Here is a 20,088-nt window from a genome sequence, read left to right as displayed (position 1 = left end):
TCGAACAACTGCTCAACACCCGCCCCCGAGCCACCCTCGGCTTCCACACCCCCGCCCATAAACTCAACGAACTACTCAACGTTGCGCACACGCCCTGAAACCGCCGCTCACTCGAGTGGGGCGGGGCGCTCACTCGACTACTCGGGGCGGATGAGGGCGTATGCCGTCACGGCGTCGGCCGGGAGGCCGCGGACGTCGATCTGGACCCGCCCGGACGGCAGCCCGAGGTGCACGGTCCGCTGCACGGCGCCGTCGCACGCAAACGGGCGCGAGTAGAGCGGCTCGCCGTGGCCCCACGTGCCGGGCGCGGCGTCGTAGACGGCGTAGCTCGAGCCCTCCGTGGCCCGACCGGCGGCGCAGGCGACCTCGACCGTGTAGGTGTGCCCCTCGGCGACCGGCACGCCGGGGACGTTGCGGAACGCCTTGCCCGAGCCCTGCTTGGTCACGACCACCCGCGCCACCTCACCGGCCACCGGCGGAGGCACCGTAACGGCGGGGGGTGGCCCGGGGTCGATGGGCGTCAGGGAGACCTCGGGCGTCGCGGTCCCCGCGGACACGCCAACCGTGGGCGACACGCGCACGCCTCCGTCGGTCGTGCACCCGGCAGCCAGCAGGGCCGTGGCCACCGCGGCCACCACCGGCACGGCCTCGACGACACGGCGCAGCCTCATGACCCGACTCTAGGACCGGCCGGGCCGACTGGGTATGGCCCCTGTACAGACGTCGAAGGAGCAGACATGAGTGAGAGCACGAAGTCCCGCGAGTCCATCGAGACGGCCCCGAGCGAGGAGGCGCGACTCGGGTCGCACACCGAGACCGGAGCACCGGCGCCGAGTGACCGCAACTCGCTCACGGTCGGCCCGGACGGCCCGATCCTGCTGCACGACCACCACTTCCTCAACCAGATGGCGCACTTCAACCGCGAGCGCATCCCGGAGCGCAACGTCCACGCCAAGGGCTCCGGCGCGTTCGGCACCTTCGAGACGACCGAGGACGTGTCGGCCTACACCAAGGCCGCGCTCTTCCAGAAGGGCGCCAGCACCGAGATGCTCGCGCGCTTCTCGACGGTCGCCGGCGAGCAGGGCAGCCCGGACACGTGGCGCGACCCGCGCGGCTTCGCGCTGAAGTTCTACACGACCGAGGGCAACTACGACCTCGTCGGCAACAACACCCCGGTCTTCTTCATCCGCGACACGATGAAGTTCCCGCACTTCATCCGCAGCCAGAAGCGCCGCGGCGGCTCGGGGCTGCGCGACAACCACATGCAGTGGGACTTCTGGAGCCTCAACCCGGAGTCGGCGCACCAGGTCACCTACCTCATGGGCGACCGCGGCATCCCGAAGACGTTCCGCCACATGAACGGCTACGGCAGCCACACCTTCCTCTGGGTCAACGAGGCCGGAGACAAGCACTGGGTCAAGTACCACTTCCACAGCAACCAGGGGGTCGAGGGCCTGACCGGCGCCGAGGCCGAGCGGATCGCCGGTCAGGACGCCGACCACCACCGCCGCGACCTCCACGACGCGATCGAGGCGGGCGACTTCCCGAGCTGGACGCTGTCGATCCAGGCCATGCCCTACGAGGACGCGAAGACCTACCACCTCAACCCGTTCGACCTGACGAAGGTGTGGCCGCACCGCGACTACCCGCTCATCACGGTCGGCACGATGACGCTGAACCGCAACCCCGACAACTTCTTCGCGCAGATCGAGCAGGCGGCCTTCGAGCCGTCGGCGGTCGTACCGGGCATCGGCTTCTCGCCCGACAAGATGCTGCTCGGCCGCGTCTTCGCCTACAGCGACACGCACCGCTACCGCATCGGCCCGAACTACCTCCAGCTGCCGGTCAACCGGCCGCGCGTCGAGGGCCTCAACACCTACACCCAGGACGGCCCGATGGCCTACGACCACCACGGCGACCTGCCCGTCTACGCCCCCAACAGCGAGGGCCGCGGCTACGCCGACGAGGTCGGTGAGGTCGAGGAGGGCTGGGAGACCGACGGCGCCATGGTGCGCCAGGCCTACACGCTGCGCGAGGACGACGACGACTTCAGCCAGGCGGGGTTGCTCGTCCGCGAGGTCTGGGACGACGCCCAGCGAGAGACGTTCACCGAGACGGTGGCCGGCCACCTGCTCGGCGGCGTGAAGTCCCCGGTGCTCGAGCGCGCCTTCGACTACTGGAAGAGCGTCGACGCCGAGACGGGCAAGCAGATCGAGGAGCTCGTCCGCGCCGGCCTCGGCGGTGCCAACCCGGGCGGAGACGCCGACGACGCCAAGGTCGTCAACGACCCGATCGTCGAGACGAAGACGAACGCGGCCAACTGACAAGGCGATTCGCCCCAGCAACACGCCGGGGTGTGCCGTGTGCCCCCGTCAGGCACACGGCACCCCTGGTCGCGTGGTGACCGTCGAAAGTCCGCTTCGGGGTCAGAGGTGGATCCTCACCACCTGTCCGCCGCCTGCGTCGGTCGCGTGCGTGGTCACGTATGCGTGGTCACCGCGCAGCGCGAGGCCGTACGGCATGAAGAGGCCGCCGGCGACGACCGTCGGGGACGTCGAGTGCGGCCTGACACGCACCAGCGCGCCGATCGGCGGCGGGGATGCGAGCCCGTTCGACGCGATCTCCACGGCGTACAGGTGGCCCTTCTTGTCGAACGCGAGCGACGTGACGTTGGTCAGGCCGGTGGCCCACTTCGTGGGCGCGTGGCCCGGCTTGATGCGCCAGATGGCTGCCGACCCCTTCTCGAACGGGAAGCCGACGAGCTGCGAGACGTACCAGGCCCCGTCCGGTCCCTTGACGATGTCCGTCGGCACCGCGTCGGCGGGGAAACCCGCCGGCGGGCCGGCAGGGGACGCCACGGTGGTCAGCACGGGCGGGAGCACGGCCACGTTCCAGACGTGCCTGCGGACCGCGTTCACGGAGTTGCCACCGGAGTCGGTGTAGACGAAGCCCCTTCCGGCCCGCGCCAGACCTGTCGGGTCGCTGTCGATGTCGGTGCCATCGGGGTTCTTGCGCTGCTCGAAGCCCGCGAGGTCGGCGATCGTCGTCACGCGCGCCTTGCCGTAGCCCTTGAGCTCGACCTTCAGCAACTTGCCGAGGTCACGGCCCTGGGGTCCGAAGCTGGTCCGATACTCCGGAGAGCCACCCAGGCCCGTGGTGAGCGCGAAGGTGTCCTTCCCGGTGAAGACGAGGTCGGCCGGGCCGAGCGCATCAGCCGGCGACCCGACGGACGGGAGCCCGGTCACGACCCTCTTGACGTATCCCTCAGCACCTATGCGGGCGACCGATCCGGTCAGGCCGACGCAGGCCTGGGCGCCCCCGTCCGGGTCCAGGGGGCTGGGACGGCAGGCGGTGTTGCCGGTGGTGCCGGCCTCCGCGACGTAGAGAGAGCCACTCGGGCTGAAGGCGAGCTGGCGAGGACTGTTGAGGCCGGAGGCGATGACCTTCGGTTGGTGAGACGGTGCTGAACTTGCTTGCGCAGCAAGGGAAGTGACCCCAGCAGTGCTGGCGGTCACAGCCACTACACCGACTCCGACAAGGCGACGAATGAGCGATTTCTTGATCATGTACATCCCTGTTCGGTCATCCCCTGACCCAGCCACGGTAGGACCTGCGCCATGACCCGGCCAAGGGTTCCCCGCAAGTGGGCGGACATGTCCCGTTTGGGAATCCGACCGACCACATGCGGGGGTTGATGCCGTTATCTGACCCCGGCCACTTGACCTCGGCTACTTCACCTCGGCGCGGGTCAGGCGCCAGATGCCGACAGCGAGGGGCGCGACGACCCAGACGGCGACCGAGGTGGCGAGGTGGGCCCACTGGGCACCCGTCAGCGATCCMTCGAAGAGCGGCTGCATCGTCTGGTTCATGTCGAGCCAGGTCGCGGCATCGCCCAGCCACGAGACCATCGAGCCGAGGATCGACCACGCGGTCGGCAGGACGAAGAAGACGACGACCGCGGCGGGCGTGTTCTTGAAGAGCATGCCGAAACCGACACCCTGGGCGATGCCGAGCAGCACGTAGCCGCCGGCGCCGAGGAGCACGAGCGCGTCCGTGGACCAGTCGCCGGTGATGCCGCGGAAGGTGATCGCGGCCTGGTGGGCCAGGGCGGCCAGCACGAGCGACAGGGCGAAGGCGCAGACACCGACGAAGAGGGCCGAGAGGAGCTTGGCCCACGCGATGCGCATGCGGCGCGGTTCGAGACCGAAGGTGACGAGGCCGGTGCGCTGGCTCCACTCGGACGTCACGGCGAGGATGCCGACGACCGGGAGGATGAGCGCCATCGGCATCGTCGTGGCCTGGAGGTACTCGCCGAAGGCGTGCTGGCCGCCCTCGTTGAAGAACATGATCGTCAGCGCGATCGCGATGATGGCGCCGATGCCGATGAGGAGCCAGCGGCCCGCGCGGGTGTCGAGCATCTTGCGCAGCTCGACGTGGACGAGACGGCCGAAGGGCACCCCGGTCGTGGGACGCGGGCCGGCGATGCGGCTCGGCACCTTGGCGTGGGTCGGCAGGGCCGACTCGGCGTTCTTGGAGACGGGAGCCGCGGTGGGCGTCGTCGTGGTCGTGGCGGTCATGCCGCCACCTCCTCTCGGGCGGCGTCGGCCGTGAGGTCGAGGAACATCTCCTCGAGGCCCCGGCTGTCGGCGCCGCGCAGCTCGGTCAGGACGATCTGGTGGGCAACGGCGACGCGGCCGACGGCGATCGGCTCGGCCTCGACCTGCAGGCCGCCCGTCGGGGTGCGCTGGGCGACGATCGAGGCCTCGGCGAGCGCGGCCAGGAGGGCGTCGTCGTCGGTGGAGCGGGTGTAGGTGCCGGCCCCGGCGAGCAGCTCGTCCTTGGTGCCCTGGGCGACGATCGTGCCGTGGCCGATGACGATGATCTCGTCGGCGACGCGCTCGATCTCGTTGAGCAGGTGCGAGCTGAGCAGCACCGTGCCGCCCTCGTTGGCGTAACCGCGCAGGAGGTCACGCATCCAGCGGATCCCGGCGGGGTCGAGCCCGTTGGCCGGCTCGTCGAGGATGAGCACCTCGGGGTCACCGAGCAGAGCGTGGGCGATGCCGAGCCGCTGGCGCATGCCGAGGGAGTAGTTGCGCACCCGGCGGTTCGCCTCCTTCTCGGTGAGGCCGACCAGCTCGACCATCTCGTCGACGCGGTGCTTGCCGACACCCATGAGGATGGCGCCGAGCGTCAGGACCTCGCGGCCGGTGCGGCCGGCGTGCTGCGCGGAGGCGTCGAGCAGGAGGCCGACGTGGCGGCCGGGGTTCGGCAGGGCGGCATACGGCTTGCCGAGCACCGTGGTCCGTCCTGACGAGGCGGGCGTCAAGCCGGCCATGACGCGCATCGCGGTCGTCTTGCCGGCGCCGTTGGGGCCGAGGAAGCCGGTGACGAGGCCCGGCTTGACGTCGAAGGAGACGTCGTCGACGGCCGTGAACGGGCCGTAGCGCTTGGTGAGTCGTTCCACTGTGATCATGGGCTCCACCCTCCCGGGAGAAGCGGTGGTCGCACATCCGTCACAAGCCTGATTCCGACCCCTACCTAGGTCGCACCCGACCCTGACCGGAGTCAGGGTCCGTGCTCAGGGTCGGACCCTGTCGGCGGTCGCGGACGAGACCTTGGTCGGATGCCGTCGCGCCCGGTCGGCGCCTACGCTGGCCGGGTGCCGCTGCCCCGGATCGCCCGCACCCGACGGGGCCACGTGTGGGGTGAGACGTGGCGGCTCGGGGTCGCCTTCCTCTTCGGGCTCGCACTCTGGGGCGCCGTGCAGGCGCAGCTCGACCAACGCCACGTGGAGCCGACGTTCGGCAAGGACTGGCTCCTCGTCGACCTCGCGATCGGGCTCGGCTCGACGACGCTGCTGCTCTGGCGCCGCCGCTGGCCGCTCGCTGTCGCCGTCGTCACGGCGGCCCTCTCCGGGATCTCCTCCGTGGCGATCGGTGCGTCCGTCGTGGCGCTCGTGTCCCTGTCGACGCGCCGCCACTGGCGCGAGATCGCGGTCGTCCTCGTGCCGTGGATGGTGGCGGGTTGGTCGCACTCGATGGTCTACCCGACCGAGGACCAGGTCGTCACCCTGCCGAACGTCATCATCGGCCTGCTCAGCTATGCCGTCAGCGTCGCGATCGGCTGGGCCATCGGCGAGCGCCGCGCCTTCGTCGGCTCGCTCCACGAACGGGCCCTGACCGCCGAGCGCGAGCAGGCGATGCGCGTCGTCCAGGCGCAGGTGGCCGAGCGCGCCCGGATCGCGCGCGAGATGCACGACGTCCTCGCACACCGGATCTCCCTGGTGGCCATGCACTCCGGCGCCCTCGCCTACCGCACCGACCTGACGCCCGAGCAGGTCTCCGAGACGGCCGAGGTGGTCCGCGAGAGCGCCAACCAGGCCCTGACCGAGCTGCGGGCCGTGCTCGGCGTGCTCCGCGACGTGCCCGGCTCGGGGGCTCCCGCCGACGGCACGCCCCAGCCGCCGCAGCCGACGCTCGCCGACCTCGAGGCGCTCGTCGCCGAGGCACGCTCCGGCGGCACGACGGTCCGGCTCGACCGGTCGGGTGACCTCGAGCGCGTGCCCGAGCAGGTGTCGCGCGGCGCGTACCGAATCGTGCAGGAGGGCCTGACGAACGCCCGCAAGCACGCCCCGGGCGCGGCCGTCCGGGTCACCGTGGCCACCGCCCCGGAGGGCGGCCTCGACGACGAGGCGGTGCGGGTGACGGTGCGCAACCCAGTCCCGCGCGGAGGCGGGGAGGCAGCGGACGGCATACGCAGGACGTCACGGTGGGAGCCGGGCTGGGGCTGCTCGGGCTCACGGAGCGGGCCGTCCTCGCCGGGGGCGAGCTGACCTACGGTCCCGACCGCGCGGGCGACTTCGTCCTCACGGCCCGGCTACCGTGGTCGCGATGACCGGGGACCCAGGGCGTACGCGTGTCGTGATCGTCGACGACGACGCGCTCGTGCGTGCCGGGCTGAGGATGATCCTCGGTGGGGCACCCGACCTCGACGTCGTCGCGGAGGCGGGTGACGGCATCGAGGGTGAACGCGTCGTCGACGAGCACCGGCCCGACGTCGTCCTCATGGACATCCGGATGCCGCGCCGGGACGGCCTCGAGACGACGAGAGCGCTGCTGTCCGAAGGCGCCCGTGCCGTCCGCGGTGCGCGCGGCGACGACCTCAAGGTCATCGTCCTGACGACCTTCGACGCCGACGACATGGTCGTGCAGGCGCTGCGGGCCGGCGCGCACGGCTTCCTGCTCAAGGACACCGAGCCGCGACGGCTCGTCGAGGCGGTGCGCCTCGTCTCCGCCGGCGAGCCGATCCTGTCGCCGAGCGTCACCGCGACCCTCATGGCCCATGTCGCGACCGGCGGAGGAGCCGTGGCGGACGCGGGCGACCGGCGACGGGCCGACGCCGAGGCCCGCCTGGCGACCCTCACCGACCGCGAGCGCGAGGTGGCCCTCGCCATCGGCCGCGGACTGTCCAACGCCGACATCTCGCGCGAGCTCTACCTCTCCGTGCCGACCGTCAAGGCCCACGTGTCGCGCGTCCTCGACAAGCTCGGCGCCGACAACCGCGTCCAGATCGCCATCGTCGTCCACGACGCCGCCCTCCCCTGAGCCCGGCGCGACAACTCCGCCCGGGCGGACCTCGCCCGCCCCGGAAGCCCGCCAGACCGCCACAACTCCGCCTGGGCGGGGTCGAGGTTGCCCGAGCGCGGCGGAAAAGGGCTGGACGCGAGCCCTGGGCGCGGCATACCTTCTCTCCCGTGTGGATCTCCTGATGCCTCGAGCCCGCCCGCCGCTGACCTGACGACGACCGTCTGACGTCACCCGCGGGGCCCTGCCGACCATCAAGGACCCCCCATGTCTTCCTCCGTCACCATCTCCGGACTCGACGTCGCCTTCGGGGCACGCACCCTCTTCGCCGGTCTCGACCTGACCCTCGCCGACGGTGACGTGCTCGCCGTCGTCGGCCCCAACGGGTCGGGCAAGTCGACGCTCATGCGCACCATCGTCGGCGAGCTGCCGATCGAGGCCGGCTCGATCCGTCTCGCCCCGCGCGACGCGACGGTCGGCTGGCTCCCGCAGGTCGTGCCCGACCCGTCGGAGACCCTCCTGACGTATGCCCGTCGACGCACCGGCGTCACGGCCGCCGACACCGAGCTCGAGGCCGCGTCCGCCGCGATCGCTGCCGGCGACGAGGGCAGCGAGGACCGCTACGCCGCCGCCCTCGAACGCTGGCTCGCGCTCGGGGCCGCCGACCTCGACGAGCGGCTGCCCGAGGTGGCCGCCCGCGTGGGGCTCGACGTCGCGTCCGACCGTCCCCTCGGCACCCTGTCCGGCGGGCAGGCCGCGCGGGCCTGCCTCGTCGCCGTGCTGCTCAGCCAGTACGACGTGCTGCTCCTCGACGAGCCGACGAACGACCTCGACGCCCGCGGGCTCACCCTCATGGCCGACTTCGTCGCCGCGCACGAGGGCCCGATCCTCGTCGCCAGCCACGACCGCACCTTCCTCGACGCGGTCGCCACCGGCGTCGTCGAGCTCGACGTCAAGCAGCAGCGCATCGGCCACTACACCGGCGGCTGGAGCAGCTTCGTCGCGCAGCGCGAGCTCGCCCGCGCCCACGCGTGGGAGGCGTACGAGGGGTATGCCGCCGAGCGGGACTCGCTGCTCGCGCAGTCCCGGCAGCGGCACGACTGGGCCGACCGGGGGCGGCGCAACGTCGCGCTCGGCAAGGAGCCCGACAAGCACATCCGCGAGAAGCACAAGGCCCGGGCCGACCGTCAGGCGGCGAAGGGCGGCCGCCTCGAGCGGGCCGCCGATCGACTCGACGCGGTGGAGCAACCACGCAAGGAGTGGCAGCTGCGCTACGCGATCACCGAAGGCCGGCCCTCCGCCGACGTCGTGGCCACCTTGTCCGACGCGGTCGTCGAGCGGCACGGCTTCCGCCTCGGCCCGGTCAGCCTCGTCGTCGGCCGCGGCGACCGCATCGCGCTCGTCGGCGACAACGGCTCGGGCAAGACGACGCTGATCGGCGCCCTGCTCGGTGACCTGCCCCTCACGTCCGGCCGCCAGAGCCTGGGCACGCGTGTGGCCGTCGGCGTCATCGACCAGCGCCGGCACCTGCTCGACGACGACGCCTCGGTGCTCGAGGTCGTGCGGCGCGAGCTCGGGACCCACCCGAGGTCGGGGAGCGAGTGGCCGGTCGCGGAGGTGCGYACCCTCCTCGCGAAGTTCGGGCTCGGGTCCGAGCACGTCTCACGTCCGGCCCGGAGCCTGTCGATGGGTGAGCGGACGCGCGCCCTCATGGCCCTCTTCCAGGGTCGCGAGGTCAACGTCCTCGTGCTCGACGAGCCGACGAACCACCTCGACGTCGACGCCATCGAGCAGCTCGAGGCCGCCGTGGCGTCCTTCGGAGGGACCGTGCTCGTCGTGAGCCACGACGAGAGCCTGCTCGACGGCATACGCCTGACCCACCGGTGGGTCGTCACGCGCGGACGCGTCCGCGTCGAGACCCTCTGACCGGCCCTGCGGCCAGAGGCTCGGTCAGCGGGTGACGCTGCGAGTGCGGCTCCAGCGCCAGACGGCCGTCACGACGACGGCACCGACGATCGAGCCGATGATGCCGCTCGGTCGCAGCGCGAGGCCGTCGCCCGCGATGAGGCTCGCGAGAAGACCACCGACGAACGAGCCGACGAGGCCCGCGACGATGGCCATCGTCCAGTCGACGCTCTTGCCCTCGCGACCCAGGATGAGCTGGGCGGCGGCGCCGACGAGCATGCCGAAGAGGATCATGCCGATGATGAGCATGGGCCGAGCATAGAGGCACGAGACGCCTCAGACCGTGGTGTCGCCCGAATCCTCTGGCTTCTCGGTGGTCCGTTCGCTGGTCCGTTCGGTTGCCCGTTCGGCGGCCCTCTCGATGGCCGGCTCAATCGAGAAGTCCAACGAGGCGTCGAAGTCCAGGTCGAACGTCGGGTCCTGGTGGCGCAGCCACACCCGGTTGAGGATGGCGCAGCCCACGATGAGCTGACCGGCGACGAGGAGCCAGACGAGCACGGCACCGGCGACGCCCAGCGAGCCGTAGAGCGCCGACGAGTGCTCGATCCGGGCCGGGAGGTAGACGCGGCTGATGACGTGGAGGGTCGCGAGCCCCACCCCGAAGAGCAGACCGCCGGGCACGAGGTCCAGCCAGGACCGGCGCCGGTCGGGCAGGTGGAGGGTGATGAGCACCCACCCGGCACCGGAGATCCCCGCCTGGCAGACGAAGGACAGCAGGATGCCGCCGGGCAGGAGGTTGTCGAGACTCGTGACGAGCGCGGCACCGAGGAAGATGCCCAGCCAGGCCGCCCCGAAGACGAGCGTCGCCCCCAGCACCTCGCGCTGCGAGCGTCGCGGCACCCGGGCGTCCCACACGTGCGCGTTGACGATGACGAGGTTGCGCATCAGGGTTCGCGTCGTCCACAGCGAGAGGAAGAGACCGACGAGCACGGCCACCCACCAGGAGCGCGTGGACTCCTCGAGGGCGACGGTGATCTGTTGCCGCAGGGTGCTCGTCACCCCCGTGACGGCGACGGCGTCCTCGGCCGCACCGGGGATCGCGCGGCTGAGTCCCGCCACCAGCCCGGACACGAGCAGGGCGAGCGGGAGCAGCCACAGGAAGGTGCGGAAGGCGACGGCGCTGGCGAGCAGCATGCCCTGGCGGGCGACGTAGAGGGCCGCCATCTCCAGCGGCACCTTCGCCGCAGGAATGCGGCGCGAGAGCTCCATGTACTTCCGGGCATACCGGGACGCGGTGTCCTCGCCTCGCGACCGCAGACGCGCCAGACGACCTGACGCGGGCTCCACCGCGCCCCCGTCGGCCGGCAGGTCTGCGTCGTGCCCGGCGCCGTGTGCCATGGCTGAGGTTCCCACGGCGAGCGCCCCTGTGGTGGGTCTTCGCCCGACCGGTCCGGACCGCACCTCCCGCTGGCGCCCGATCTGCGCCACGCTGGACCCATGCCAGCCACCACGGTCGTCCTCTTCGGCGCCACCGGAGACCTCGCCAGGCGCAAGCTGCTCCCGGGCATGCTGCACCTGCACGAGTCCCAGCTCCTCGAGGGCCTGCGCATCGTCGCGACCTCGCTCGACGAGCTGAGCCGCGAGGAGTTCCTCGACCTCGTCCTCGCGTCGGTGCGAGAGCACAGCAGCCACAACGTGAGCGACGACGACCTCCGCGAGTTCGCCGACCGGATCCACTGGGTGCCGGGCAGCGCCGGGCCGCAGGGGATCCGCGCCGCCGTCGACGAGTCGGAGGCGATCCTCGGACCCGACGCACGACGGCTGCACTACCTCTCGGTGCCACCCAAGGCCGCCCTCGCCGTCGTGCACCAGCTCGCCGAGGCCGGTCTCGTCGAACGCAGCCGGATCATCATGGAGAAGCCCTTCGGCACCGACCTCGAGAGCGCCCGCAAGCTCAACGCCGAGCTCCACGAGGTCTTCGACGAGGAGCAGATCTTCCGCATCGACCACTTCCTCGGCAAGGAGGCGGCCCAGAACATCCTCGCCTTCCGCTTCGCCAACGGCCTCTTCGAGCCGATCTGGCACCGCAACCACATCGACCACATCCAGATCGACGTCCCGGAGACGCTCGGCCTCGCGCAGCGCGCGGACTTCTACGAGAGCACCGGCGCCTACCGCGACATGGTCGTCACGCACCTCTTCCAGGTGCTCGCCTTCACCGCGATGGAGCCGCCGACGGCGCTCGAGCCGCACGCCATCAGCGAGGAGAAGAACAAGGTCTTCCGGTCGATGTCGCCGATCGAGCCGCACGACGTCGTGCGCGGGCAGTACGTCGGCTATCGCGACGTCCCCGGCGTCAGGCACGACAGCCAGACCGAGACCTTCGTCGCGCTCAAGTGCTTCGTCGACAACTGGCGCTGGGCGGGGGTGCCCTTCTACCTGCGCACCGGCAAGCGGCTCGCTGAGGGCGCGCGCATCATCTCGATCGCCTTCAAGGAGCCGCCGCGCTCGATGTTCCCGGCCGGATCGGGCGTCGGCGACAACGGCCCGGACCACCTGACCTTCGACCTCGCCGACCGGTCGCGCATGTCGCTCTCCTTCTACGGCAAGCGTCCCGGGCCCGGGATGAAGCTCGACAAGCTCTCGATGCAGTTCTCCATGGGCGAGACCGACTGGGCCGGAGCGGTGCTCGAGGCCTACGAGCGGCTCATCTACGACGCCGCCCGCGGCGACCGCACCCTCTTCACGTCGGCCGACGGCATCGAACGCCTCTGGGAGATCAGCCAGCCGCTCCTCGACAACCCGCCGATCGTGCGCCCCTACGACCCGGGCACGTGGGGCCCCAACCAGATCCACCAGCTCGTCGCACCCTTCACGTGGCGCCTGCCCTTCGAGCGGCGCTGGCGCGACCCCAACACGACCGGCGCCTGAGCCCACCAGGAGGTCGTAATTCGGCTGCGCGGGCCGGGAGCCCGCGAGCACACTGGGGTGGCCCGCTAACGATGGAGCCACCATGGTGCGCACACGTCTGGTCAGGGCCGCGACCACCGCGACCACCGCTGCTGTCGCGACCGCTGCCGCAGGCCTCCTCGCGGCCTGCGCGAGCTCGGTCGGCACGCCGACCCCGGGCCCGGCGCCGGGACCGGGCACGGCTGCCGTCGGCTCGGCGACGTCGGCCGCCGCTGACGGGCTGACCTCCTCGCCTCCGTCGACGGCCTCCGGGTCAGGCTCGCCGACCGAGGTGGCCTTCCTGCCGGGCACTCCCGTGTGGTGGTCCGGCTTCGAGATCGAGCTCGTCTCCGCGCGCCTCGATGAGACGACCCGGCTGTTCGAGGTGCAGGCGAAGCTGACGAACACGTCGTCCGTCGACACCAACCTCGGCGCCACGAGAGCCGAGATCTCGGTCGGCTCCCCCGACCACGTGACGGCGTGGGACACCGCCTCCGACACCATCCCGCACGGCACGACGCTGCCCAGCACCCTGCGCTTCCCCTCGGTGCCGGACGACTTCGACCTGACCGCGGCGCAGCTCGTCCTCGGCGGCGAGGGCGACCACCAGGCCGTCTTCGCCCTCGGCGACCCGAAGGCCAATGCGACGGCCGTCGCGACCCGACCGCGCGACGTCCCGGCGACCGTCGTCATCAGCAACGCCCACACGGGCGCCAGGTTCGAGTCGCGCGACGTCAGCCTCCTGACGGCGGCGTGCTCGGGTCCGAACCCGGTCGACGTGACCTATGTGCCCCTGGCCTCCGACCAGCTCGTCCTCGAGCTCATCGGGACGATCCAGTCGCCGTCGCGATCGGTGGGCGGCGTTGCGGCACAGCGCGCGATGGCCAGCCCGGCCGGCAGCACCGCGGCGGTCGCCGAGCCCGGGATGAGCCTCGTCCTGGGCGCCGACGCCCCGCCCGTGCGCGGACTGCACCTGTGCTTTCCCGTCTCGGCCGACACGCACGGGCGGGTGGACCTGACCTTCGACACCCGGCTCGTCGGCGAGGACTTCGTCACCGCGACGGGCTCCGTGCAGCTGCCCTGAGCGCCCGGCCGGTGTTGCCTCAGCGTGGACCGTCGACGACCGTCTGTCGGGTGAATCCCTTGTAGCGGGTGCCCTGGTGCACGAGATGGCCGCGGTCGCCCTCGGCCAGCTGGCCGAAGTCCCGACCGGACACCATCAGCTCACGGCGCTCGCCGGACGGCTCCTCGAACGTCACGAAGTACGTCGTGCTCGCGGTCGAGGGAGTGCCGGCGCTCATCGGCGCGCCGGCCTCGGCGCCGGGGAGGCCCGGCGACCCGGAACGCCGGCGCACGTCGGTGCGACGCGACACCACGAGGGCCTCGACGCTGCGCAGCGGGCTGGCCTCGTTGGCCCGCCACTGCGAGACGCCCTTGATGATCACGAACGCGAACCCCGCGACGATCATCATGGCGACGAGGCCGAAGAACGCCATGAACAGCGGCGGCGGACCGGACATCGCCTGGTCGAACGGGATGAACTCTTCGGTGAGCATGGCAACCCTGTCGTCGGTCGGGTGAGTCATCCTCTATGACTGCGTCCCCGGCCCGAATGGTTGCACGCCGTCGGGCTCGGTCTAGCGAGCGTCCTTCTTGGCCTGTCGGCGGGCGCCCTGAGACTGCGACGACGCGTCCCGCTTCAGGCCGCCCGTCGTCTTCGTCGCGCGCCGCTTGCCCGACGGCACCGAGGCGGCACCGGCGGTCGAGGCCACCGATCCCGGACCCGTCCCGGCCCTGACCTCACGGGCCGCCGCGAGGCGCTCGGCCTTGAGGTCGGCGGCCGCGGCTCGGGCGACGACGCCGAGCCTCGCGCTGACCCGTGCCAGAGCCAGCTCGAAGACCTCGGCGCGGTCGGCGTTGAGCCGGTTGGCCGGTCGGGCCGCGCCGCGAGACCCCTTGGCCGCGACCCGCGCGCTGGCCTGACGCCGGTAGAGACCGACGTGCTTGGTGCGGGCCCGACGCACCCTCTGGTGCAGCTCGATGAGCTCGTCTTCGGAAAGCTCGGCGAGGCGGGCCGGCTCGGTTTCGCGGACGAGGTCCGCCTGGTCCGCCGTGAGCGATGTCGTCGTCGTCATGGCACTCGATCCTCGTCCCGCCGACGTCGGCGGGCATCACCTGTTGGGGGTGATGCCCGCGCCCACCTCACTCGCCGGGGTAGACGACCCCGACCTGACGGCGTACGGCATCCATCGTCTCCATGACGCGCAGCGTCGTGGCGTGCGGCATGAGCGGTGACTCGGTCTGGCCGGCGACGAGGCAGCGGGCGAACTCGGCCGCCTCGTAGGAGAAGCCGCGCACGTCCTCGGTGAGGCCGCCGGGCCGCTCGTCGATGACCTCGTTGTCGGGGCCGACGAGCCGGATCGTCGAGCCCGGACCGTAGAAAGCGCCGGACAGCTCGAGGCGGGCCAGGGTGCCGGCGACGACCGCGGTGACCGGGGTGACCGCGGCCATCGTGCACGAGAGCACGCCGTGGCCTCCCCCGGCACTGGTGACGGTGATCGTCGTCGTCGCGTCGACGCCGAAGTCGGTGAGCGTGCCCGTGGCCGTGACGGCCGACGGTGCGCCGAGCACGAGGTCGGCGAACGACACGGGGTAGACGCCGAGGTCGAGCAGGGCGCCACCCGCGAGCTCGGGCTGCGAGAGGCGGGCCGGGCCGCCGGGGTAGAGACGCTGCCCGTGGTCGGCGAACACGGCGACGAGCTCGCCGATGAGGCCGGTCTCGACGACGTGCCGCACGACGTCGTAGTGCGGCAGGAAGCGGCTCCACATCGCCTCGACGACGAGCAGGTTCTGGGCGTCGGCGGCGGCGAGCACCTCGCGGGCCTCGGCGGCGCTGCGGGTGAAGGCCTTCTCGACGAGCACCGGCTTGCCGGCCTCGAGCGCGAGCAGGGCGTGGTCGCGGTGCTCGGAGTGCGGCGACGCGACGTAGATCGCGTCCACCTCCGGGTCGGCGACGAGCTGCTCGTAGGAGCCGTAGGCCCGCGGGACCGCGAACTCGTCGGCGAAGTCCTGCGCCCGCTCGCGGCTGCGCGAGCCGACGGCGACGACCGACGACGACGTTCCGACCGCCACGGCGTCGGCGAAGGCGTGCGCGATGCCACCGGGCGCGAGGACGCCCCACCGGATGGCGGGGGCGTCGTGCGGGTCGGGCGTGCGTGGCTCGGGCAGCTGGAGGGGCACGTCGATGGGCAGGGTCATGCGTTCACATCCCAGAGGTGGTGGCGTATGTCGTGGGTGAAGTAGAGCGCGAGGGTGCGGGCCGTGAACTCCGAGCCGTTGCTGCGCAGGGCCGGCCACTCCCACTGCGTACCCGCCGGGAGGGCGTATGCCGTCGCCGCCGCCTCGAACGCCGCCGGGACCTCGCGTGCCACGACGTCGGGGTCGGAGCGCCAGTACTGCTGCTCGACGGCGGTCTCGTCCTGGTCCCAGTCGGCGAAGCGGACGACCTCGCCGCCTCCGGCGAGGATCTGCTCGAGCCGGCCCCGCATGACGTCGCAGACGTCGCGGACGTGGCAGGTGTACTCGAGCGGCGACCAGACGCCCTCGGCCGGGCGGGCCCGCACGTCGTCGCGACCCAGCGCGGCGGCATACCGCTGCCCCGCGTCGCGGAGCAGCGCCGGAACGTCGGCGGGCTCGACGGCCGCGACGTCGAAGCCGCAGTCGGGGCACGGTCGCGTCAGGACCCACGTCCAGTCCGCGTCGTCCGGCATCGACGGCCCGGGGTCGGTGGGGGGCTCGCTCATGGCGCCCAGCCTAGGGCCGGGGCGCCCACCGGCGAGCGGCAGTTCGGGAGTCCACCCTGCGGGGGATACCGTATGTCTTCGTGCTCAAGGACTACCTGCCGTGGATCGTCGCCGGCCTCGTCGTGCTGGCGCTGGTCATCGGAGGAGTCGTCCTGACCCGCGTCGCTCCTGAGGCGACCGCGACCTTGCGCCGCCGTCCCCGCCCGCCGCGCGACCACTTCCGCAGCGGCGACGAGAGCCCGGCCCCGCTCAAGCGGGCCGGGATCGTCATCAACCCGACGAAGTTCACCGACCTGCCCGCGGTGCGCGAGCGCATCACCGCCTCGTGCCGCGCGAACGGCTGGGGCGAGCCGCACTTCTACGAGACGACCGTCGAGGACCCCGGTCAGGGGCAGGCCGCGCAGGCCGTCCGCGACGGCGTCGACATCGTGTGCACGCTCGGTGGCGACGGCACCGTGCGCAACGTCGCGACCGCCCTCGTCGGAACCGAGACGGCGCTCGGCATCCTCCCCGCCGGCACCGGCAACCTGCTCGCGCGCAACCTCGACCTGCCTGTCGCCCTCGAGGCGGCCGTTGCGGTCGCGCTGACGGGGCGCAACCGGCGCATCGACGTCGGCGAGCTCGTCCTGGGCGTGACCGCGAGCGGCGAGGCGGGCGAGGACGCCGACGAGCCCGTCGACCCCGAGACGCACTACTTCCTCGTCATGAGCGGTGTCGGCATGGACGCGCAGATCATGGCCGGCACCAACGAGAACCTCAAGGCCAAGGTCGGCTGGCCCGCCTACATGGTCTCGGGGCTCAAGCATCTCGTCTCGCCGGAGTTCCGGATCGCCGTCAAGGTCGACGACGAGCTCGAGTTCCGCCGTCGCGCAAGGATGGTCGTCATCGGCAACTGCGGACGCCTCCTCGGCGGCCTCGTGCTCATGCCGAACGCCCGCGTCGACGACGGCCAGCTCGATGCCGTCATCGCGTCCCCGCGCGGGGTCGTCGGCTGGGTGCCCGTGGCGACGCGGGTCGCCACCCGGCAGCGCAAGGGTCACCCGACCCTGGACCACAAGGCGTGCAAGGAGATCCGCGTCCGCACCGACCGGCCCGTGCCGGTCCAGATCGACGGTGATGTCATCGGCGAGGCCACCGAGGTCAGTGCGACCGTGCGCCCCGGCTGCCTCACGGTGCGCGTCAGCCAGTAGGCCGCCCCCTCACCCCCCGCATCGAACGCAGCGCTCGGTGGCGAACGCGCTGTTAGAACCCTGAGTTCGCGACCGAACGCAGCGTTCGGGCGGGAGGAGGGGATGGGTCCGGGCAGGGCCGCTCAGGCGAAGAGCCCCTGACCCCAGTGCTGCCCGTCCTTCAGCCCGGGTGGGCACGCGAAGACCGCCGAGCCGTTGTGCTCGATGTACTCGTTGAGCACGTCCGCCTTGGCGAGCGCCCGCTGCATCGGGACGAACTGCCTGCCCGGGTCGCGCATGTAGGCGAGGAAGAAGAGCCCCGCGTCGAGGTGGCCGACGCCGTCGGAGCCGTCGGTGAAGTTGTAGCCGCGCCGCAGGATGCGTATGCCGCCGAGCTGGCTCTCGTGGGCGAGGCGCACGTGCGCGTGGACGGGGATCGCCGGCTGGCCTTCGGGGCCCTTCTTCGCGAAGTCGAGCGCGTCGAACTCCTTCGCCCGGCCGAGCGGGGCCCCTTCCTTCTTGTCGCGACCGATGATGTCCTCCTGCTCCTGCAGGCTCGTCCGGTCCCAGACCTCGATGTGCATCCGGATGCGGCGCGCGACGAGGTAGGAGCCGCCGGCCATCCACGCACCGCCGCCGGTCTCGTCGTCAGGTGCGACCCACACGTGCTGCGCGAGGCCCTCCGGCTCCTCCGCCTTGACGTTGTTGGTGCCGTCCTTGAAGCCGAACATGTTGCGCGGCGTGGCCTGCGCGGTCGACGTCGAGGACGTGCGGCCGAAGCCGAGCTGGGACCAGCGGACCGCGACGACCCCGAAGCCGAGCCGCACGAGGTTGCGCACGGCATGGACCGCGACCTGCGGGTCGTTCGCGCACGCCTGGATGCAGAGGTCCCCGCCCGTGCGGCGCGGATCGAGCTGGTCGCCGGTGAAGGTCGGGAGGTCCTGCAGCGCGGCCGGGCGCTTCGACGCGAGGCCGAACCGGTCGTCGAAGAGGGAGGGGCCGTAGCCGATCGTGATCGTCAGCCCGGACGCCGGCAGGCCGTAGGCCTCGCCCGTGTCCTCGGGTGCCCGGTTGGGGCCGCCACCGACGAGCCCGCCGGGCGCTGCCTCGGCGCCGGCCGTCATCCGCTCGGCCGCACGGGTCCAGTCCTCGAGGAGCTGGCGCAGCTGCGCGCGGTCCTTCGTCACGACGTCGAGCGCCACGAAGTGGAGGCGGTCCTGCGCGGGAGTGACGATGCCGGCCTGGTGCTCACCGCGGAACGGGATGGCCGCGTCGAGCGCGAGCGCGGGCGCTGCGGTGGACGGCGGGGCACCTGCCGCGCCGGCGTCGTCACCGCGCGACACGGCGTACGCGGTCCCGGCGCCGGCCACGACGCCGGCGACGGCAGCCGTGCCCGAGGCACCGAGGAGCCGGCGGCGGCTGAGGCCTTCGTCGCTCACTTGGCCTCCACGACTCCGGGGACCTTGGACACCTGCTCGGAGAGCGCGTCGAGCGAGACGGTCAGCTCCTTGATGTCGGCCTCGGTCAGCGCGGTGTAGCTCGTGTAGTCGGCACCGGTCTTGTGCTTGGCGAGCAGGGTCGAGAGCTCGGTGAAGTCGGCGTCGAGGGCCTTCTGCAGGGCCGGGTCGCGCTCGGCGATGACGGGGCGCAGCACGGCGAGCGCCTGGCGCGAGCCCTCGAGGTTGCCGTCGAAGTCCCAGAGGTCGGTGTGCGAGTAGCGCTCCTCCTCGCCCGTGATCTTGCCCGTCGCGACCTCGTCGAGCAGGGCCTTGGCGCCACCCGCGATCGACAGGGCGGTCGGCTCGACGGTCTTGCTCTTCGCGGCGATCTCGGTGACGTCGGCGAGCAGCTGGTCGGCGACGGCGCCCGAGTCCTTCTGGAGGCCGTCCTTCCAGAGGTCCTTCTCGAGGCGGTGGTAGCCGGTGAAGGCCATCCCGTCGGCGATGACGTCCTCACGGCCGTCGATCTTCGGGTCGAGATCGCCGAAGCTCTCGGCGACCGGCTCGATGGCCTCCCACGGGTGGCGCGCCTGGGCGTAGAGCGACTTGGCCTTCGCGACGTCACCGGCCTTGACCGCGGCAACGAACTCCTTGGTGCCGTCGACGAACTCGTCGGCCTCGGAGGCGACGAAGGCCTTGTAGTCGGTGATCGCCTTGGCGACCTTCGAGTCGGCGCTGCCCTTCGCCGCGGTGCCCGTCACGGTGAACGCGCCGCGGATGCCGTCGCCGACCATGCCGGGCTTGCACGAGGTCGTGAACGTGCCGGGATCGGTGATCTCGACCTTGAGCTCGCGGCTCAGGCCGGGCGTGATGTTCTCGACCTCGGAGACGATGCGGTCACCCTCGGCGTAGAGGTAGAACTCGTTGACCTTGCTGCCCGAGTTCGTGACCTGGAAGGTCACGGTGCCGGCCTTGGCCGTCGTGGCGCTCAGCTCGCACGCGGTGTCGGTGGCGTTGACCGTGATCGGTCCGCCGCCGCCACCGGCCGCGGTCGAGCCGGCAGTCGCGGTCGGCTTGTCGGCGCAGCCGGTCAGGGCGAGGGCCGCTGCGAGTGACAGGGCGACGGGCACGGCGGTGCGCACGGCGCGGGCAGCGGGGCGCAGGGCAGGGCGGGGCATGGTGGTTCTCCTGGAGGGCGTCGGTGTGAGTGCGGAGGGGACCGGCCGGGCCGGTCGGCGCG

Annotated in this window: 19 protein-coding genes; 7 read left to right on the top strand and 12 right to left on the bottom strand. The window is 71.9% G+C overall.

All coding sequences use genetic code 11. The features are described from left to right. Positions 1 to 137: 137 nt before the first annotated feature. Positions 138 to 671, bottom strand: a complete 534-nt coding sequence (locus AB4Y83_RS11315) for a hypothetical protein (RefSeq protein ID WP_442274203.1) — start codon at positions 669 to 671, stop codon at positions 138 to 140. A gap of 66 nt (positions 672 to 737) precedes the next feature. On the opposite strand from AB4Y83_RS11315, the gene AB4Y83_RS11310 reads away from it, so the two are divergent. Then, complete coding sequence (locus tag AB4Y83_RS11310) at positions 738 to 2,324, top strand: catalase (RefSeq protein WP_442296935.1); 1,587 nt, start codon at positions 738 to 740, stop codon at positions 2,322 to 2,324. Between the two features lie 102 nt (positions 2,325 to 2,426). On the opposite strand, the gene AB4Y83_RS11305 is transcribed toward AB4Y83_RS11310, so the two are convergent. The 3 genes from AB4Y83_RS11305 to AB4Y83_RS11295 form a co-directional block, all read right to left on the bottom strand. Then, entirely contained in the window at positions 2,427 to 3,566 is a 1,140-nt protein-coding gene (locus AB4Y83_RS11305) for a ScyD/ScyE family protein (RefSeq protein WP_442274201.1), read from the bottom strand. Positions 3,567 to 3,728: 162 nt separating this feature from the next. Next, complete coding sequence (locus tag AB4Y83_RS11300) at positions 3,729 to 4,577, bottom strand: ABC transporter permease (protein WP_442296934.1); 849 nt, start codon at positions 4,575 to 4,577, stop codon at positions 3,729 to 3,731. Next, on the bottom strand, positions 4,574 to 5,473 hold the full coding sequence (locus AB4Y83_RS11295) for an ABC transporter ATP-binding protein (RefSeq protein ID WP_442296933.1): 900 nt from the start codon (positions 5,471 to 5,473) through the stop codon (positions 4,574 to 4,576). The genes AB4Y83_RS11300 and AB4Y83_RS11295 overlap by 4 nt, the downstream gene beginning before the upstream one ends. A 186-nt stretch (positions 5,474 to 5,659) precedes the next feature. Between AB4Y83_RS11295 and AB4Y83_RS11290 the strand changes: the two genes are divergently transcribed. From AB4Y83_RS11290 to AB4Y83_RS11280, 3 genes are all read left to right on the top strand, one after another. Next, complete coding sequence (locus tag AB4Y83_RS11290) at positions 5,660 to 6,832, top strand: sensor histidine kinase (protein ID WP_442296932.1); 1,173 nt, start codon at positions 5,660 to 5,662, stop codon at positions 6,830 to 6,832. A 58-nt stretch (positions 6,833 to 6,890) separates the two neighbouring features. Next, positions 6,891 to 7,604, top strand: a complete 714-nt coding sequence (locus AB4Y83_RS11285) for a response regulator (protein ID WP_442296931.1) — start codon at positions 6,891 to 6,893, stop codon at positions 7,602 to 7,604. A gap of 246 nt (positions 7,605 to 7,850) precedes the next feature. Continuing rightward, entirely contained in the window at positions 7,851 to 9,509 is a 1,659-nt protein-coding gene (locus AB4Y83_RS11280; RefSeq protein ID WP_442296930.1) for an ABC-F family ATP-binding cassette domain-containing protein, read from the top strand. A 24-nt stretch (positions 9,510 to 9,533) separates the two neighbouring features. Here the strand turns inward: AB4Y83_RS11280 and AB4Y83_RS11275 are convergent, their stop codons facing one another. Together AB4Y83_RS11275 and AB4Y83_RS11270 are read right to left on the bottom strand one after the other, a co-directional pair. Further along, complete coding sequence (locus tag AB4Y83_RS11275) at positions 9,534 to 9,797, bottom strand: GlsB/YeaQ/YmgE family stress response membrane protein (protein WP_442296929.1); 264 nt, start codon at positions 9,795 to 9,797, stop codon at positions 9,534 to 9,536. A gap of 27 nt (positions 9,798 to 9,824) precedes the next feature. Beyond that, positions 9,825 to 10,886 carry a YhjD/YihY/BrkB family envelope integrity protein gene (locus tag AB4Y83_RS11270; protein ID WP_442296928.1) on the bottom strand — a complete coding sequence of 354 codons (1,062 nt, stop codon included), beginning with the start codon at positions 10,884 to 10,886 and terminating at the stop codon, positions 9,825 to 9,827. Between the two features lie 99 nt (positions 10,887 to 10,985). Here AB4Y83_RS11270 and zwf point away from each other — a divergent pair, with 99 nt between their 5' ends. Then, positions 10,986 to 12,419 carry a glucose-6-phosphate dehydrogenase gene (gene zwf, locus AB4Y83_RS11265; protein WP_442274194.1) on the top strand — a complete coding sequence of 478 codons (1,434 nt, stop codon included), beginning with the start codon at positions 10,986 to 10,988 and terminating at the stop codon, positions 12,417 to 12,419. Positions 12,420 to 12,501: 82 nt separating this feature from the next. Beyond that, positions 12,502 to 13,521, top strand: coding sequence for a hypothetical protein (locus AB4Y83_RS11260; protein ID WP_442296927.1), 1,020 nt, complete (start codon positions 12,502 to 12,504; stop codon positions 13,519 to 13,521). Between the two features lie 19 nt (positions 13,522 to 13,540). Here the strand turns inward: AB4Y83_RS11260 and AB4Y83_RS11255 are convergent, their stop codons facing one another. The 4 genes from AB4Y83_RS11255 to AB4Y83_RS11240 all read right to left on the bottom strand — a co-directional run bounded on the left by AB4Y83_RS11255 (position 13,541) and on the right by AB4Y83_RS11240 (position 16,240). After that, entirely contained in the window at positions 13,541 to 13,993 is a 453-nt protein-coding gene (locus tag AB4Y83_RS11255) for a DUF2500 domain-containing protein (RefSeq protein WP_442296926.1), read from the bottom strand. 81 nt (positions 13,994 to 14,074) lie between these two features. Then, positions 14,075 to 14,572, bottom strand: a complete 498-nt coding sequence (locus AB4Y83_RS11250) for a hypothetical protein (protein WP_442274191.1) — start codon at positions 14,570 to 14,572, stop codon at positions 14,075 to 14,077. A gap of 67 nt (positions 14,573 to 14,639) precedes the next feature. Next, positions 14,640 to 15,695 (bottom strand): Gfo/Idh/MocA family protein, encoded by a 1,056-nt coding sequence (locus tag AB4Y83_RS11245; RefSeq protein WP_442296925.1) that lies wholly within the window; start codon positions 15,693 to 15,695, stop codon positions 14,640 to 14,642. Next, entirely contained in the window at positions 15,692 to 16,240 is a 549-nt protein-coding gene (locus AB4Y83_RS11240) for a DinB family protein (RefSeq protein ID WP_442274189.1), read from the bottom strand. The genes AB4Y83_RS11245 and AB4Y83_RS11240 overlap by 4 nt, the downstream gene beginning before the upstream one ends. 80 nt (positions 16,241 to 16,320) lie before the next feature. Between AB4Y83_RS11240 and AB4Y83_RS11235 the strand changes: the two genes are divergently transcribed. Beyond that, on the top strand, positions 16,321 to 17,430 hold the full coding sequence (locus AB4Y83_RS11235) for a diacylglycerol/lipid kinase family protein (RefSeq protein ID WP_442296924.1): 1,110 nt from the start codon (positions 16,321 to 16,323) through the stop codon (positions 17,428 to 17,430). A 122-nt stretch (positions 17,431 to 17,552) separates the two neighbouring features. Here the strand turns inward: AB4Y83_RS11235 and efeB are convergent, their stop codons facing one another. Then, positions 17,553 to 18,848, bottom strand: coding sequence for an iron uptake transporter deferrochelatase/peroxidase subunit (efeB, locus tag AB4Y83_RS11230; RefSeq protein WP_442296923.1), 1,296 nt, complete (start codon positions 18,846 to 18,848; stop codon positions 17,553 to 17,555). Next, complete coding sequence (gene efeO / locus AB4Y83_RS11225; protein ID WP_442296922.1) at positions 18,845 to 20,026, bottom strand: iron uptake system protein EfeO; 1,182 nt, start codon at positions 20,024 to 20,026, stop codon at positions 18,845 to 18,847. The genes efeB and efeO overlap by 4 nt, the downstream gene beginning before the upstream one ends. Between the last annotated feature and the right edge of the window lie 62 nt (positions 20,027 to 20,088).

Origin of the sequence: Terrabacter sp. RAF57 (genome assembly GCF_052113925.1) — a bacterium.
In the GTDB taxonomy this organism is placed as follows: Bacteria; Actinomycetota; Actinomycetes; order Actinomycetales; family Dermatophilaceae; genus Terrabacter.
This window is presented reverse-complemented; position numbering and strand designations above follow the sequence as displayed.

What these genes read in the sequence shown, in the direction of transcription:
- efeO (WP_442296922.1), bottom strand. Translation starts at nt 20,026, where the DNA reads ATGCCCCGCCCTGCCCTGCGCCCCGCTGCCCGCGCCGTGCGCACCGCC.
- AB4Y83_RS11240 (WP_442274189.1), bottom strand. Translation starts at nt 16,240, where the DNA reads ATGAGCGAGCCCCCCACCGACCCCGGGCCGTCGATGCCGGACGACGCG.
- AB4Y83_RS11260 (WP_442296927.1), top strand. Translation starts at nt 12,502, where the DNA reads ATGGTGCGCACACGTCTGGTCAGGGCCGCGACCACCGCGACCACCGCT.
- AB4Y83_RS11275 (WP_442296929.1), bottom strand. Translation starts at nt 9,797, where the DNA reads ATGCTCATCATCGGCATGATCCTCTTCGGCATGCTCGTCGGCGCCGCC.
- zwf (WP_442274194.1), top strand. Translation starts at nt 10,986, where the DNA reads ATGCCAGCCACCACGGTCGTCCTCTTCGGCGCCACCGGAGACCTCGCC.
- AB4Y83_RS11270 (WP_442296928.1), bottom strand. Translation starts at nt 10,886, where the DNA reads ATGGCACACGGCGCCGGGCACGACGCAGACCTGCCGGCCGACGGGGGC.
- AB4Y83_RS11310 (WP_442296935.1), top strand. Translation starts at nt 738, where the DNA reads ATGAGTGAGAGCACGAAGTCCCGCGAGTCCATCGAGACGGCCCCGAGC.
- AB4Y83_RS11255 (WP_442296926.1), bottom strand. Translation starts at nt 13,993, where the DNA reads ATGCTCACCGAAGAGTTCATCCCGTTCGACCAGGCGATGTCCGGTCCG.
- AB4Y83_RS11250 (WP_442274191.1), bottom strand. Translation starts at nt 14,572, where the DNA reads ATGACGACGACGACATCGCTCACGGCGGACCAGGCGGACCTCGTCCGC.
- AB4Y83_RS11305 (WP_442274201.1), bottom strand. Translation starts at nt 3,566, where the DNA reads ATGATCAAGAAATCGCTCATTCGTCGCCTTGTCGGAGTCGGTGTAGTG.
- AB4Y83_RS11295 (WP_442296933.1), bottom strand. Translation starts at nt 5,473, where the DNA reads ATGATCACAGTGGAACGACTCACCAAGCGCTACGGCCCGTTCACGGCC.
- AB4Y83_RS11315 (WP_442274203.1), bottom strand. Translation starts at nt 671, where the DNA reads ATGAGGCTGCGCCGTGTCGTCGAGGCCGTGCCGGTGGTGGCCGCGGTG.
- AB4Y83_RS11285 (WP_442296931.1), top strand. Translation starts at nt 6,891, where the DNA reads ATGACCGGGGACCCAGGGCGTACGCGTGTCGTGATCGTCGACGACGAC.
- AB4Y83_RS11245 (WP_442296925.1), bottom strand. Translation starts at nt 15,695, where the DNA reads ATGACCCTGCCCATCGACGTGCCCCTCCAGCTGCCCGAGCCACGCACG.